General features: G+C 37.1%; 13 protein-coding genes. 3 read left to right on the forward strand and 10 right to left on the reverse strand.

The annotated features are described in order from the left end of the window. Positions 1-13: 13 nt before the first annotated feature. The 7 genes from F3G98_RS00530 to F3G98_RS00560 form a co-directional block, all read right to left on the reverse strand. Complete coding sequence (locus F3G98_RS00530; protein WP_103643022.1) at positions 14-535, reverse strand: 4'-phosphopantetheinyl transferase family protein; 522 nt, start codon at positions 533-535, stop codon at positions 14-16. After that, positions 516-1,199 carry an ABC transporter substrate-binding protein gene (locus tag F3G98_RS00535; RefSeq protein ID WP_103643023.1) on the reverse strand — a complete coding sequence of 228 codons (684 nt, stop codon included), beginning with the start codon at positions 1,197-1,199 and terminating at the stop codon, positions 516-518. The genes F3G98_RS00530 and F3G98_RS00535 overlap by 20 nt, the downstream gene beginning before the upstream one ends. A 621-nt stretch (positions 1,200-1,820) precedes the next feature. After that, the gene (locus F3G98_RS00540; RefSeq protein WP_103643024.1) at positions 1,821-2,678 is read right to left on the reverse strand and encodes a TPM domain-containing protein; all 858 of its coding nucleotides are present in this window, start codon (positions 2,676-2,678) and stop codon (positions 1,821-1,823) included. Next, positions 2,678-3,271, reverse strand: coding sequence for a LemA family protein (locus tag F3G98_RS00545; RefSeq protein WP_021088893.1), 594 nt, complete (start codon positions 3,269-3,271; stop codon positions 2,678-2,680). The genes F3G98_RS00540 and F3G98_RS00545 overlap by 1 nt, the downstream gene beginning before the upstream one ends. Before the next feature lie 110 nt (positions 3,272-3,381). Beyond that, positions 3,382-8,403: a retention module-containing protein gene (locus tag F3G98_RS00550; protein WP_149725599.1), complete on the reverse strand. Its 5,022-nt coding sequence runs from the start codon at positions 8,401-8,403 to the stop codon at positions 3,382-3,384. Positions 8,404-8,696: 293 nt separating this feature from the next. Then, a complete protein-coding gene (locus tag F3G98_RS00555; protein WP_149725600.1) occupies positions 8,697-9,104 on the reverse strand; it encodes a hypothetical protein in 408 nt (135 codons plus the stop codon). Then, positions 9,105-9,473 carry a hypothetical protein gene (locus F3G98_RS00560; RefSeq protein WP_035169808.1) on the reverse strand — a complete coding sequence of 123 codons (369 nt, stop codon included), beginning with the start codon at positions 9,471-9,473 and terminating at the stop codon, positions 9,105-9,107. It abuts the gene before it with no gap. 84 nt (positions 9,474-9,557) lie between these two features. Between F3G98_RS00560 and F3G98_RS00565 the strand changes: the two genes are divergently transcribed. Then, complete coding sequence (locus F3G98_RS00565; protein ID WP_021092115.1) at positions 9,558-10,079, forward strand: hypothetical protein; 522 nt, start codon at positions 9,558-9,560, stop codon at positions 10,077-10,079. A gap of 17 nt (positions 10,080-10,096) precedes the next feature. On the opposite strand, the gene F3G98_RS00570 is transcribed toward F3G98_RS00565, so the two are convergent. After that, on the reverse strand, positions 10,097-10,837 hold the full coding sequence (locus tag F3G98_RS00570) for an EI24 domain-containing protein (protein WP_149725601.1): 741 nt from the start codon (positions 10,835-10,837) through the stop codon (positions 10,097-10,099). Further along, positions 10,834-11,529, reverse strand: coding sequence for a dUTPase (gene dut, locus F3G98_RS00575; RefSeq protein ID WP_149725602.1), 696 nt, complete (start codon positions 11,527-11,529; stop codon positions 10,834-10,836). The genes F3G98_RS00570 and dut overlap by 4 nt, the downstream gene beginning before the upstream one ends. A gap of 129 nt (positions 11,530-11,658) precedes the next feature. Between dut and F3G98_RS00580 the strand changes: the two genes are divergently transcribed. After that, positions 11,659-11,847, forward strand: coding sequence for a hypothetical protein (locus F3G98_RS00580; RefSeq protein WP_002940779.1), 189 nt, complete (start codon positions 11,659-11,661; stop codon positions 11,845-11,847). Here the strand turns inward: F3G98_RS00580 and F3G98_RS00585 are convergent. Beyond that, positions 11,844-14,213 (reverse strand): EAL domain-containing protein, encoded by a 2,370-nt coding sequence (locus tag F3G98_RS00585; RefSeq protein WP_149725603.1) that lies wholly within the window; start codon positions 14,211-14,213, stop codon positions 11,844-11,846. The genes F3G98_RS00580 and F3G98_RS00585 overlap by 4 nt on opposite strands. A 64-nt stretch (positions 14,214-14,277) precedes the next feature. Between F3G98_RS00585 and F3G98_RS00590 the strand changes: the two genes are divergently transcribed. Continuing rightward, entirely contained in the window at positions 14,278-14,817 is a 540-nt protein-coding gene (locus F3G98_RS00590) for a hypothetical protein (protein ID WP_149725604.1), read from the forward strand. Positions 14,818-14,820: the final 3 nt, after the last annotated feature.

The raw sequence follows: 14,820 nt of genomic DNA on the forward strand, positions 1-14,820 counted from the left end.
TAGTGTTCTAAAATCATAAAAATTTAACAATTATATCTTTGCAATGCTTAAATGCAAGGCAAATGATAAATAGATTATTAATAATCAAGTATCTTCTATCCATCTCGTCAAATTTAACGCTAGCAAGGTCACTAAAGGCTAAATTTTTGGCTTTTATCACAGCCTCTTTTGCGGTGTAAATTTCATAAAATTTTTGCATTTTATCTTTGGCATTTGCGTAAATTTCGCTCTCTTTTTTGTTAAAGCAAAATTTGATCACTCCGTCAAAATTTCGCTCTTTTAGCTCCTCCACATCAATGCCAACTTTTTCTTTTGAGATAGCTAAAACAGCGATATTTTCTTTGTGAGAGAGGCAAATTTTGCCTCGTTTTTTTGCTTTAAATTTTAAATATCTAGAGAGTTTGAATGAGTTTGAATTTACTAAATTTGGATATTTTTTTAGCTTTCTACGCTCTTTTCTAGAGAGCATTTTGGGGCTAAATTTCTCAGCCTCAAAGCCGACAAAAAGATAAATTTCACCCTTTTTTATAGGCATTTTCAACTCTTTTTTTATACTCTTTTGCACTTTCAAGCGCCTTACTAAACTCGCCACTAACCGCCCTTAAAGCGTCATCTTGAAGCTCACTCTCATCTTTAAACGATCTAATCCTTGGCGTAAAAGCGACCTCATCATTTCTAAAATCAGCCTCTTTTAGATCAAAATTTAAATTACTTATTTTGCTATTTAAGATATGCAAGGCACATTTTCTTGGTCCAAAGATGAAATTTCGCTCATTTAAGGGCTTTAAACTCCTTACCAAGATGCCGCCATAAAGCGCTGGCTCGCTCTTAAAAGAGATGTCAAAACCAAAATTGTGAAAGTAAATTTCGCCCGCCTCGCACGATCTTTTGTAGGTGTTTGCATCAAAGCAGGTGTAAATTTCAAGCTCGCTAAATTTATACTCCACACCGCTTACAACGAGGATCTTGCTTTGCATCAGCTCACGCAAAAAGCCCTGAAATTTCGCGTCAAGATACGCCTTAAAACCTGCTATTTTAAGAAGCTCCTCTCTTTGGCTCTTGTCTAAGCTTTTAAAACCATCTCGCTTAAGTGCTTGAAATTTTTCTTTATCAAAACAACATTGCTTTAAAAACTCACTAAGCATCGCCACTAGATCAAATTTAGCAAAATGGCTTTTAAGTAGCTCGCCTGATAGCATTTTTTGCTCCTAATTTTTTGGCATATTTTAAGAAATTTAGCTTTTATATGCAAATGCTGGGTCTAAAATCCACAAAACGATCTCTTAAATTACAAAAATAGTGAATTTTAAAATTAAGACTTATGTGAAGCACGGCATGCGTTTTACTCCAAAAAAGCAAATTTAAAATTTTATGAACGAGTAATTTCGGCTCTAAAATTTGAGCTAAGCTGTAAGCGAAGCCAAATTTTAGTAGTCAATTCTTATGAGTGAATGAAATTTTAAAATTTACAAAATAGTTTTTTAGAAATTTAAAGTTTTATTTCTTTGTTAAAGGGGAAGAGGCTTGAGTTACGCTCTGCTTGCAGTTGTGAGCTTGCGAAGCAAAAGAGCTCCCTTCCCCCTTAACAATCCCCTAACTCCTACGACGTTAGAAGTGGCATGCGTCAGTGCTAAAGCACTGCATGCGTTTGTGTGAGAGAATTTATAGCAAATTTTAAAATTTCATGAGCGAGTAATTTCGGCTCTAAAATTTGAGCTAAGCGGTAAGCGAAGCCAAATTTTAGCAGTCAATTCTTAGGGATGAATGGAATTTTAAAATTTGCAAAGGGTAGTGAAATTTACTTCTAAGACAGGCAAATTTCACCAGCTGCCGCTAGCTCCGCCGCCGCCAAAACCACCGCCGCCGCCACTAAAGCCGCCTCCTCTGTTACTTGAGCGACCACCACCTCCATTTGAGTCTGAACCACCTCGCCTAAAGCCCATTGGCAAAGAGCCGCCTTGGCTATTTCTCTTAAAAACGTCTTTTAAAATAAAGAAAAATACTGCAAATATAAAGGCAAAAGCGCCAAAGATGATGAGGTAGTTTTGCACGCCAAATCCCTGCTCAAGTGCGGTTGATACAAGTCCAGCAAAGCACGTGCTAAAGCCAGTTCGCATAAAAAATTTACCAAAGATCACAGAGGCAAAACAAGAGAGCATGCCAGCAAAAAAGGCAAACACGCCAAAAGGCAGGTCGCTAAGGCCGGATTTACTACTAAATTCCTCGCCACTAGCCACTTTTATGATCGCCAAAACGCCCTCTTTTATGCCTTCGCTCATCTTGCCATTTTTAAACCGAGGTATCATCACGCTATTTATGATCTGGCTTGCTACGGCGTCAGTTAGCATCCCTTCAAGTCCGTATCCAACCTCGATGCGGACCTTTTTCTCATTTGGAGCGACCACCAAAAGCACGCCGTTGTTATCTTTTTTTTGACCTAGTTTGTAGCCTCTAGCGATCTCAAGAGACAGCTCTTCGATGCTCCTGCTTTCAAGCGAATTTAAAGTCACTATAGCGATTTGCGTGGTGCTGTTTTGCTCGAAATTTTGCACTAAATTTAAAAGCTCATCTCTTTCGTTTTGTGAAAAGATATGAGCCTCATCGTTGATCTGCTCATTGAAATTTAGAGCAAAACAAAAGCAAAACGCAAAGAGCAAAAGAGCAAGAGCTTTTTTCATCACTTCTCAAACGAAACTTTTGGATTTTTCATATCTTCGCTGCTAACTTCGATGCCTTGCTTTGGCTTCATCTCTGGATGAAAGATGCTAGCTATAAATTTACCAGGAAAGCTTCTAAGAGCTACGTTGTACTCTTTTACAGCCTCGATGTAGTCGCGTCTTGCTACACTTATGCGGTTTTCTGTGCCTTCAAGCTGGCTTTGGAGTGAGAGGAAATTTTGATTTGCTTTTAGCTCTGGGTAGCTCTCGCTAACTGCCATTAGCCTGCCAAGTGCGGAGCCTAACTGACCTTGAGCTGCCATAAATTCTTTAACCTTTGCCTCGTCACTAAGACTGCTTGCATCGATGCTTACTTGCATGCTCTTGCTTCTTGCGTTTGCCACATCTTCAAAGACCTTTTGCTCGTGAGCTGCGTAGCCTTTTACGGTTTCAACTAAATTTGGCACGAGATCGGCTCTTCTTTTGTATTGATTTAGCACCTGCGACCACTTCTCGTTGGTGTTTTCATCAAGCACGACAAATGAATTTGCGTATTTGAAAGCGCCAAAAACAAGTGCGGCGATGACCACAACGATGGCTATTAAATTTTTCATATTTTCTCCTTTAAAAGGGGTGATATTAGTAAAATAAGGCTTAAAAAATGATGTAAATTTAAAGTTAGGTAAGTGAAGTGAGTGCTTAGAGTGCACTCACTTTTTTGGGATTATAGGTCTGTTTGGATCTTATCTTCAATGATGATATGTACTGTTTGACCATTTACAGTATCGTTGCTTGTGTAGCCTTTTGAGCCAAAGTCAGCATTTACTGTTGAATCTTCATGCCACTTATCTTTTATATCTACCTTGCTAGTGCTATCGCCTCTTATCTTAAGGATAGTGTTGATGTTATCAGTCATAGCAAAGATATCTTTTGCGTCAAATTTGATCTCAGAGTTGCCTTTTAGCTCGATCCTTTCGATGCTCTCAACTTTTGTGTTAAGGTCAGTAACGCCGCTAAGATCTACGTGAGAAGTATCTCTAAAGACGATCGTATCAGATGTACCCTCTCCACCTTTCATCACTTTGCTTGGATCATAATCCATCCTGAAGTCTTCAAGCTCTATGCGAAGTGTATCGCTATGAGTTTTATTTACAAGACCGCCTGGAGTTTTAAGTGTGGCATCTACTTTTAGATCATAAGCTGATCTTGCATTGATGTCTAGTAACTGATCAAATACACCTTTACTCATATCATCTGCTGTTAGTACATGATTTACTGTTTTTGTTTGAGCGTGATTGTCTGGATCAGTATATTTGATCTCAACTGTATCGCCCGCTCTTGCATCATCGCTAACATAAATTTTAACTGGCGTTGTATCTTGAGTTTTATTATTACCGCCAAAATTTTCGTTGCCATATAGATGTCCATCTCTATTGCCGTCTTCGCTAAACTGCATACCTCTTATAGCGTCCATCTCAACTTTTGCATGATCCTCTGTGCTTACAGTAGTTGTTCCATCAGATAGAGTGACTTTCGCTTTTGTCTCTTGTCCTACTGCGATAGCTGCATCAAGCTCAAGTGGTTTGCCATTTTCAAGAGTGATCTGGCTGTGATCAGCTTGATTTTCTAGTACGATATTGCCAAGTGGATCTTTGCTAAGAACTTTAAATTCTTTAGTCACAGGCGTTGTGCTACCAGCATTTGTGATCTCAACTTTTATGCTATCACCAGCTATTACGCTACCAGGTAGAGATACACTTACTTTTGAAGTATTGCTACTTGTCTCATCTCTTGTAATAGTGCCATTGTCGTTTGCATCAGCTGCTATGCTTACACTTAGACCTTTGCTGCTTAGCTGTGCTAGTTTTGCCTCTGCGTCAGCATGTGCTGTTTGATCATCTTGAGTAGTTATAGTCGCATCTACTTTTGTCTTCTCACCTGGCTTCATAGGGACATTATCTACTTGTATGGTGTTAGTTTTTATGATATCTTGTGGTGTTCCACCATTTATTATATCTGTAGCAGTGATTTTACCATCTGCTGTTTTAGTTATTTTAAATTCTCTACTTCCTGGGGTGCCAGTATTTGGATCAACATAATCAACTTTTACGTGATCGCCTGTTACAACATTGTAAGGCACTTTTACGCTTACTGTTGTAGTTTTTAGGTTATTGTCTGATATAGCCTCATCTCTACTTAGTTCATTGTTTCTATTAGCATTATCTTCGTTGAAAATTACGCTTAGCTCGCTATTGTTTATAGGCTGTAGTATCGCCTCTGCTGATTTAGGCGCGATATTAGGTATCTCTACTTCAACCTTAGCAGGATTTGTAACGCTTACAGCGACATTAGGTATCTTTAGTAAGTTGCCTGGCTCTAAATGTTTATTTTGTCCAGCTGCATCTTCTATAGTTAGCACATCATTATTTTTGCTAGTTACTTTGTAAGTAGTTGGCACACCATTTACTTTTACAGTAAATGTATCACCTGCATGTAGGTTACCACTTGGTAGAGATACAGTTGCAGATGTCTCTTTAACCTTACCATCTGAGTTTGCCTCATCTCTGCTTAGTTTGCCATTTCTATCTTTGTCCTCATCGATAAGTACATAGAAATTTGTACCACCATTACCATCAGCATCAAGTAAGATATCGCTACCAGCTTTTACCTTATCAACACCTGTTGCATCGCTAACTGTTGCACTTACCTTGCTTGTTTTATCTTCTTGTAACGGCACTGTATACTCAACAGCTTTATTGCCAACCACATTTAGATCATCTACTGTGATGTTGCCATGAGCGTCTTTGTGGATAGTGTGACTTGTAGTAGTTGGTGTGCCATTTTCTATGCTTGTAGTTATCTTTAACACGTCACCATCTACAACATTGCTTGGTAGTTTTATGGTAGCTGTGGTTTTATCTAAAACACCATCTGAACTTGCTTCGCCTCTATTTAAAATTCCGTTAAAGTCTGCATCCTCTTTAAATATAACAGTCATATCATCGTGAAGATTTTCAAGGGTGGCATGATTTGTTACTATAGTTTTTGCATGATCTTTAGCATCTGTAAATGTTGCCTGAGCTTCAGTGTTTTTACCTTCACCTATTACTATGCCTGGTACTGTGATTTTATTATCGCTATCAGCTGTTATAGTATCAGTGCCATCTGTTAGAGTAATGCTATTGCCATTTCTTGTGATAGTAAATTCTTTTTGTAAAGTTGTGTTGCCATCAGCTTTAACCTCAAGTATCATCTTGTCGCCAGTTATCACGTTATTTGGCACTTTTACTTTTAGATCAGTCTTATGAAGATCGTGATCTTTCATGCTCTCATCTCTTGTGATAGATGTATTAGCATCAATGTCTTCACCAAAGAAAATTCCAGAGTCATCAAGCTCTGTTACGCTTACGCTATTTGTTCCAGTAGCACTTTGAACATCATCTTTATCGATGATAGTAGCTGAAATTTTGGTCTCAGCTCCTGTTAATGTACCAACATGAGAAATTTTAAAGCCGTTGTCGCTTACTGCTACATCATTGCCATGCTCATCTGTTATCTTAACGCCTGAAGCATCTTTATGAACATTAAATTTAAGCGTTCTATCTTTAGTTGTGCCATCAAGCTGTGGCTCAGTGATCTTAACTTCGATCCTATCACCATCTACTGCATTTTTAGGGATCTTGATAGTTGCAGTTGTGTTAAATTCATCACCATCAGCAGCCGAAGCTTTTCTGCTCATAGTTTTTGAGTTATGCGCCTCATCAAAGATAACCTCAGGTGCTTTTACATGCTCTAAGCTAGCTGAAACTTCTGGCTCATTTATATATGTATTATGTCTGCCTGGTGTCATATTTGTGATGCTAGCTTTGATAGTGGTATCTTGTCCGTGCCTTAGATCAAATCCTGGCACTTCAAATGAGTATTGATTAAAGCTCTCTTTTGTCAATGGGAAATTTTGTCCGCCATTGCCGATCTCAGTTATACTTGTTACCTCACCTTTATCATTCATATTTATAGTGAAATTTCTTGTATAAACGCCTTTTGTAGGCTCATTTATAGTAAGTGTAACTATGTCACCATTGTCTATTTTGTTTGGAAGTCTTATAAGAGCCGTTGTCTCATTTACTTCATGCTCATCCATACTCTCTTGTCTTGAAATTTCATGAAGAGTATCTTGCTCTATAAATTTTATCTCCATGTTTCTACCGATAGGTATTACATTGTCTTTGTTAGACTCTGCACTCTTTGGTGTGCCATCTGCAGCTACGACATGAGCACTTGCATAGTTCCATACGTCAGGGAATACTGGTAATGATGTATTTACCTTATGGTTATCAACATCTGCTTGTGTAACTGGCACTTCTGTTGTTGTATTTTGTTTAGTTAGTGGATCAGTGTAAGTTATGACAACTTTATCACCTGCTACAACATCTTTTGGAAGTGTAACTTCAACAGTTGTGCTTCTAAAGTTGCCATCTTTGCTATTTTCGAAGTCACTTATGCCGCCATCATTATCGCGGTCTTCAGTAAATGTTAAAGTTGGTCTTACATCTGGAGTAACATCATCGGTTGCTATATCGCTCTTCCAAGTGTTAGAGTTTGTGCTATCAGTAACATAAGCATCTACTTTTGAAACTTTACCCTCAGCAACTGGCATGTCTGTTATCTTATAGCCATTATTGATTATATTTTGATCGATAGTAACTTCTCTATTTTCAGTTGTGCCATCTGGTTTTGTTAGTGTAATGTGAAGTTTATCTCCAGGGATAACATCACTTACTTTTATAAGTACTGGTGACTCATTTTGTTTGCTGTCATTGTTGTTTTCTGTGTAAGTTAAAAATTTATCGTTATCTCTATCTTCTGTAAATTCAACACTTACGCTTGATTTTGTAGGAGTTACGTGATCTTCACTGCTACCGCTAGTGTTGCCTTGGAAATTTGTAACGCTTGCTTCTACTTTTGAGTTTTTACCTGGCTCTACAAGCGCATCTATTGGATAGCCATTAGTTATGATAGCTGGAGTAATGGTTATGTTTGTTGTAGTTTCATTACCATTTGGATCAGTTACAGTGACTTTTAGTATATCGCCAGCTCTTACTGTGCCGTCATTTGGTACAGTGATAAGAACTTTAGATGTATTTATATCTGTATCATTTCCGTGCTCTACTCTGCTTAAAGTGTGGTTTCCATTTATATCATTTATAAATTTAACAGTTGGTGCACCTGGGATTATATTAACGTTTGCGCCATTATCACCATTATCACCATCGTTGCCATCATTGTAGCCGCCTATTGGGCTATCGTATGAAGCAAAAGCTCTATTTGTATCAGTTAAATTTCTATAAGTTTCATTGATATTTGAGTAGTGACCGCCCTCAGCAAATCTAGCTTCGCCAAGGCTAACGCCATCTCCACCGCCAGCAGCAGCATTACCGCCAGCAGCTGTCTCTTCAAGTTTTGTTAGATCACCGCCATTTAAAATAGCATTTTGCAAAGCGCTTATATCAGCTAAGCCCTCAGCACCTATCGTATTTGGATTTAAAGAAAGCGTGTCACTACCTAGTACAGTTAGCTCTTTGCCGTTATTTGCAACAATAGTTACTTTGTCGGCTGCATCGCTAGTTTTGACACTCTCACCCATATAAACGATGTCGCCAACTTTTAGCTCTCTCTCGTTTCCGTTTTGATCAACTGCGACCGCCTTGCCACTTAGCGATTTTACTACACCCGCTTCTTTAGCCATAAAACTCTCCTTAATAATTTTTTCGGCGATTATATAATAAGAGTGAGGCTAGGGATATTAAGTAAAATTTGGGTAAATTTAAGTTTATTTTTAGTTATTTAATACTCTTTTATCACACTTTAATATTTTTAAAATTCCCCCTAAAAAAGGCATTTTGTGTAACTTTTGTGTAAAAAATTTTAAAAAAAATTTTTATATGGTACATGTACCTTTCGTTTCATAAAAGCGTTATTCTGAACGCCTTAAGAAAGAGCATCTTTTAAGCTAACACGAAAATATTATGCGGTTTTTAGCTACTTTTGCCAAAAAATTTTCTTGCCAAAACCTAGAGTGTTACTCGTAAATTTAACCTTTTCAAGGCTTATAGACCAAATTTTTGGATCCATCGCCTTTGCGTAAAAAAATCTTTTAAAGTAAATTTCTCGCTCACTTTCGCAAGCCTCTCTCATCACTCCTTGAAACTGCACGCCCTCTATCTTGCCAACGATCTTCGTATCAAGAGCGACCGTGCCAGCAACGAGCTTTGAGTTTTTTAAAAATTTAATATGTGAGCTCTCGTCAGAGCTAGCTAGCAAAAGGCAAAAATTTACCTCATCAAAGACGTAAAACGCGCTAAAAGCGTAAGGCTGCCCATCATCATCAATGGCGCAAACGCTTGCAAGATGCATCTTTTTTAAAAATTTAACTATCCTCTCATCCATCTAAATTCCCCTAAAAATGTCAAGAATGGTTTGAAATTTAAAGATGACTATGGCGATTATCAGCACCCAGAGCGTAAAAATAATGAGCTCTATTAAAGTAAATTTATCTTTTGCAAGCTTTTTAAAAGCAAGCATTGTTAAAAATGCTCCCAAAAAGCCACCAATTAGCGAAAAATAGTGGATCGCATTTACCTTTACAAAGCTTGGCAAAAGCCCTTTAAAAAATAGTGAAAACATCAAAATGGCAAGTAAATTTGCAAGTATCAAGTAGTAGCCAACGACTGGCAAAACTGGGCAAAGCTTAGCAAAAACGAAGCTTAAAACAGTGATAAGCATCAGCAAAAAGATCCTAGTCCCAAAACAACACATCGCCCGTCCTTTTTTGACGCATTTTACAAAATTTTGCTTTATGAAATTAAAATTTTGCCGATTTAGCCTCAAAAGGATTTAAAAATGCAAACAAATTTTTACTCTCAAGGAAGCTACAACAACATGAGCTTTTCGATGAAGACTAGCTCAGGCGACGAGATAAGCTTTTCGATGTATGACAACAAAAATTTAGAGTTTTCAAGCCAGAAAAATGGCACTTCAAGCCAAAGAAGCCTAACTCTAACGCACGAATACGGCTACGAGTTTGCCTATAAAGGAAACGGCATAGACGAGCAGGATATGAAAGAGATCGAAGAGGCGATGAAGCAAATTCGCCCACAGGTTGATGAGTTTATGAAAAATGTCAAAGAGGGCGACAAGATCGCAGGTAGCAGTCAAAGCATAAGCGAGCTTTCAAACAAGATCAAGCAGATGTTGCCTGACGCAAAAGATCTGGATCACAAAAATTTCATAAATGATAATATGCTAAAGATGTTTGACGAACTTTTAGCTAAAAATGATGCAAACAAAAATCTACTAAGTGCGACAAAAAGGTTATTTGATACCTTGCTTGATGAGAGCAAAAAAGTATCTTACTACGCATAAATTTAGAGCTTTTGGCTCTAAATTTTAACTAGCGCCTCTCTTTGATAAAAGAGGTGCGACAAGACTATCACGAAATAAAGCTGAAAAAATAATCCCACAAGCGGCACAAGCGAGATGAGATAAAACAAAAGTGTAAAAACTACAAATTTAACCCCGCCACCCTCAAGCAGTGCTAGCTCAAATTTATCGCTATCAAGCGTGTTTGAGCCAACGTCTATTAGCAAAAGCTTATAGTAGATGTAAAAAAACGGCACGTTGATGATGAAAAAATTTACAAATGGCACAAACAAAAGTGGCAAGCAAACGAGCAAGATCCCGAGAAATTTCATGATCTCAACCATCATCACCTTTAGCACTCTAGCCGTGCTAGCCTCGCTTTTAAGCACATAGTTGTAGTGCCTTTTGTTTATCTCTTTGGCTACAACTGGCGTTAAAAAGCCAGCTACGACTAGGGCGATCACGATGCTAATGATGATCGTTAAAAAGGTGCTTAAGACGTAAAAAAGTATGCTAACTATCCACTTTGTAGCGCTAAAACTTAAAATTTTAATAGCTATAAAAGATAGCGTCGAGTTTGTCTCCAAAAAGGCGAAATTTTCGTTTTTAGCGCCATCGCTTAAAAGGTCAAATATCTCGCCGCCTCCCCAGATGCTTAGCCAAGCTAGGCAAAGTATGCTAAGACAAAGCGGCAAGATCGATAGTGTTATAAATTTGGCTGTAAAAAAGTCTTTAAAGCCAAGGCGAAGAAGATTTATCATTTTACCTTTTTGTACTCACGCTCAAGTGCGGCGTAAATTTCATCTATCTTACTAACGCCATTTGATAAAATTTCGCTCATTACCTCGTTATCTTCGCGTCCGTTCCAAATTTTCTTATAGCTTCCCTCTTTGTAGCCGTTATTTTGGCGGAAGCGGTTTAGCACGTTTTTAGCAATGTAGCACTCATAAAGCGAGTATAAATTTACGCCACATTTTAAAGACATTGAGAAATAAATTTTAAAGATATCAAAGATATCATAGTCAAAGCCGCTGCACTCATGTATGAGCATCTCAACGTCGTTCATGATCTCATAAATGCTCTCGTCTTCGACACTTAGTGGCTCTTTGCAAAAGTCACTAAAACCGCTTGACTGGCAGATATCCTCAGCCAAAGTCTCAACATCACCAAGCTGCTTTGCCTTGTAAATTTGTAGTGCTAGGCTCATTATAAAGTGCCAGATATCGACAACCTCGATGCGTAAATTTTGCTCATCAGTCTTGGCATCTATGCTCTTCCAGTGCTTCCACGCAAAGCTGTCGATAAGCTCAGCGCACTCCATATATATGCAGCGCCTCCAGCTTATGAGTTTATTTTTATTTGTATAGCCATTTTCCCAACCAAGCCCGTTTGTCTCGTCATTTAGGCTTTGTTGCATCTTTAACATCTCTAAAACAATAGTTCTTTCATCCATTTTTAAACCTTTTAAATTTTAAATGATTATAACAAAAAACAATTAATGCTCAAGCGACAAGCTTGACCCAAATCATCTTAATGCAAGCTTACAAGATGTAAAATCACCCAAAATTTCAAAGGAGAAAAGATGAGAGAGAAAGATCTAGTAGTTTGCAACGTTTGCGGACTAAAAAGTAGCGATGATAAAAATGCAGTTTTCATCCACGCTCACAAAAACGGCGAAGAGGTCGATATCTGCACAAGCTGTATCCCAAGCGTGATACATGGCTCAGGCATGGTCGTAAAATCAAACGAAGAGATAAAGGCTGAAATTTAAATATCGGCCACCATGTGAGAATTCTGCCTTAAAGAATTCTCAAACTCCTCCGCACTCATCGGACGAGATAAGAAATATCCTTGCATTTCATTACAATTAAGCTCTTTTAAAAGCTCTTTTATCTCGTGGCTTTCAACGCCTTTTGCTGTTACTTTTAGCTTCATTGATTTTGCTATATTTATGATAGCAGCGACTATTTGCATATCTTTTTTGTTGATCACTGACTGAGCGACAAAGTCATTTGCTATCTTTATGCGATCGATCTTATACTTTCTGATATAGACAAATGACATATATCCAGATCCAAAGTCATCTATACAAACATCTATGCTATTTTTCTCCAAAAGTGAGAAAATTTTATCAAGCGTCTCTTGGTCGTTTTTCCATATATCTTCGCTAAATTCAAGCTCAAACTGCTTTGGATTTAGGTGGTGCGAGTTTAAAGTTAGCATAAATTCATTTACAAATTTTTCAGATGTGCTTTGAATTTGTGCTACGTTTATGCTTATTTTTGGTACTTTTAGCTTTTTGTTTTGCCATCTTACGGCTTGTTCTACTGTTTTTGAGACAGAAAGCGTGCAGATGTCGTTTAAGATGTCGCTATTTAAGCTAGCTATATCCATAAACTCGCCAGCTTCTTTTTGTCCATACTCTTTTGACTGCCATCTAAGTAGCGCTTCTACGCAGATGATCTTTAAATTTTTAATGTCATAAATCGGCTGAAAATATACCTCAAAATCCTCTTGTAAATTTGCTTTTTTAAGAGCTATCTCTATGTTTGAGCTTTGTTGTATTTCGCTATCTATCTCATTATTATAAACCATCGGGTTTTTGGCTGGATTTTGCTTAGCGTAGTACATCGCCATATCAGCTTTTTTGATGATATTTCTAGGATCGCTGATGTTATCTCTTGTGACAACGTGGATACCAACGACACTCTTGATCGCAAAGTGATACTTATCTATTTGCAAAGGTTTTTCTATCGTATCTCTTAGCTCCATACCAAGCTTCATGCGTTTAGTGTGGCTATTTTCTTCCATTTTGGAAAGCACGATAAACTCATCAGCGCCTATCCTTGCGGTGACCTCTTGTCTGTTGCACGCTTCACGTATGCGCTTTGCTACCGCTTTTAAAATTTTATCGCCAACCTCATGTCCGTAAGAGGTATTTATATTTTTAAAGCGACTTATATTTATATAATAAACTGCGATCTCTTGCTTCTCGCCCAAAACGCTACACATACCTTTTAGTTCATTTAACAATGAGTCTCTGTTGCCAAGAGAGGTTAGATAGTCTTTTTCAGATACACCCTCTAAGCTTAAATTTATCATCTCAAGTTCGTTTGTCTTTAGGTGCTTCTCTTTGTTTTTAGCATCATGTAAATTTTGCTCTGCGTTATATATCTCTTCGCTTTGATCAAGCACCTTCATAAAATAGCTAATGACCGCTCCAGCTACAATAACAAAAATTATAAGCAGATCAACATAAGATGATAGGTCAGTTTTTATTAGTATTAGTGCAGCTGAGATAATAGGCACAAGCTTAGATGTTGTTTTTATGCCAACATCTGCTGCGCTTATACGCTTGTTATCACCCCTTAAGTAAAAAGCCCCGAGCATTAAGAGAAAAAATGGCACAAGGTAGATAGAGTGCAGAGTAAAATCATGCCCTTTGTTTATAAGCTCATTATAAAAAACATATAAATTTAATAGCGTAAAAATCGCACTTGCGATTATCAAGAAAAAGCCACTATGCCTAATATAAAGATGGTTGCTATTAAAAATTTCACTAAGAGCGATGAATAAAATAGATAAATTTACAAAAATTGCAATGCTAGCAGCAAGCTCACTAGGGCTTTTAGGATGGATCAATATATCAAAATCGCCCATATCACCAACAATGCAATAAGCAAGCGTGAAAACTAGCAAAAGCACATTAAAGCTATCGGCTAGAACTAGGATCTTTTTATCACTGGCTATAAATTTGACCACAAAAAATATACCAACAGCGGCCAATAGTAAAAACATAGGGAGCAGATCGAAAAAATCAAGATAAGAAATTTGCTCTTTGCTTCTTAAAAGAAAGTCTTCATTGACACTTCTAATGGCATCAATAATCGTCCAAAGAAAGACCCCAAAGCATGCAGCAAGCCAGTGCATAGCTTTAAGCTTTGATCTGTTCATAGAGATATAAATACCAAGAACTACAAGACCAAAACCAAAAAATATCAACAAATTTTCAAAAATTTTATAGTTTAAGATGCCGGCAAACTGAGAAAATATAAAAAGAGTTATAACGGCATAGAAAATTTGTTTTTGTCTTACGATAAGTGACGAATTTGACGTAAAAAAAATGTTTCTCTCCATTGTTTATTCTATTTCAAACCTTATTTTTAGTTATAATTTTGCAAATTTTTCTTTAAGGTTAATTATGAAATGTAATATCGTCTTATCTGGAGAAAATTTAATAGACTACCAAGCATTTAATCTATTTTTCTCAAAAAAGGCTAGAAAACAGTATTTTATAAATGTTTTTATGATTTTTACGGAGGCCATTATAGCCGGCTTTATCGCTGATATGCTTTTAAAAACCAAAATTTTTACTATTATTGGCACCATTTTTGCTATCTTTTGGATCATTTTTTATCCAATTTTTTTAAAAAATAGACGAAAATCAGTGCTAAAAAGCTTAGAAATTTCAGACTTTAAAAAAGAGATGATCTTTGAAGTAAATGAGAAAAATTTGGCATTTTATGAAAATGAGCCAAAAGAAAATGAAATTTTTGACATAAAAGATGTAAGTGAAATTTACGAGCTTAAAAATATCTTTGTCATCTTTATAAATGAAAAAATTCATCTTGTCTTGCCAAAAAATAAAGAGACCTCAGAGCTAGTAAAAGCACTTATAAAAGAGAGCAAAAAAGAGCTACTGCTTTTTGAAAATTTAGACTACAAAAGCGTTATGGGCTAAGCT

The organism is Campylobacter concisus, assembly GCF_902460895.1.
Classification (GTDB): Bacteria; Campylobacterota; Campylobacteria; order Campylobacterales; family Campylobacteraceae; genus Campylobacter_A; species Campylobacter_A concisus_BC.

Excerpts from the sequence above, each read along its gene's own strand:
- F3G98_RS00530 (WP_103643022.1), bottom strand. The coding sequence starts at position 535 with ATGCCTATAAAAAAGGGTGAAATTTATCTTTTTGTCGGCTTTGAGGCT.
- F3G98_RS00535 (WP_103643023.1), bottom strand. The coding sequence starts at position 1,199 with ATGCTATCAGGCGAGCTACTTAAAAGCCATTTTGCTAAATTTGATCTA.
- F3G98_RS00540 (WP_103643024.1), bottom strand. The coding sequence starts at position 2,678 with ATGAAAAAAGCTCTTGCTCTTTTGCTCTTTGCGTTTTGCTTTTGTTTT.
- F3G98_RS00545 (WP_021088893.1), bottom strand. The coding sequence starts at position 3,271 with ATGAAAAATTTAATAGCCATCGTTGTGGTCATCGCCGCACTTGTTTTT.
- F3G98_RS00550 (WP_149725599.1), bottom strand. The coding sequence starts at position 8,403 with ATGGCTAAAGAAGCGGGTGTAGTAAAATCGCTAAGTGGCAAGGCGGTC.
- F3G98_RS00555 (WP_149725600.1), bottom strand. The coding sequence starts at position 9,104 with ATGGATGAGAGGATAGTTAAATTTTTAAAAAAGATGCATCTTGCAAGC.
- F3G98_RS00560 (WP_035169808.1), bottom strand. The coding sequence starts at position 9,473 with ATGTGTTGTTTTGGGACTAGGATCTTTTTGCTGATGCTTATCACTGTT.
- F3G98_RS00565 (WP_021092115.1), top strand. The coding sequence starts at position 9,558 with ATGCAAACAAATTTTTACTCTCAAGGAAGCTACAACAACATGAGCTTT.
- F3G98_RS00570 (WP_149725601.1), bottom strand. The coding sequence starts at position 10,837 with ATGATAAATCTTCTTCGCCTTGGCTTTAAAGACTTTTTTACAGCCAAA.
- dut (WP_149725602.1), bottom strand. The coding sequence starts at position 11,529 with ATGGATGAAAGAACTATTGTTTTAGAGATGTTAAAGATGCAACAAAGC.
- F3G98_RS00580 (WP_002940779.1), top strand. The coding sequence starts at position 11,659 with ATGAGAGAGAAAGATCTAGTAGTTTGCAACGTTTGCGGACTAAAAAGT.
- F3G98_RS00585 (WP_149725603.1), bottom strand. The coding sequence starts at position 14,213 with ATGGAGAGAAACATTTTTTTTACGTCAAATTCGTCACTTATCGTAAGA.
- F3G98_RS00590 (WP_149725604.1), top strand. The coding sequence starts at position 14,278 with ATGAAATGTAATATCGTCTTATCTGGAGAAAATTTAATAGACTACCAA.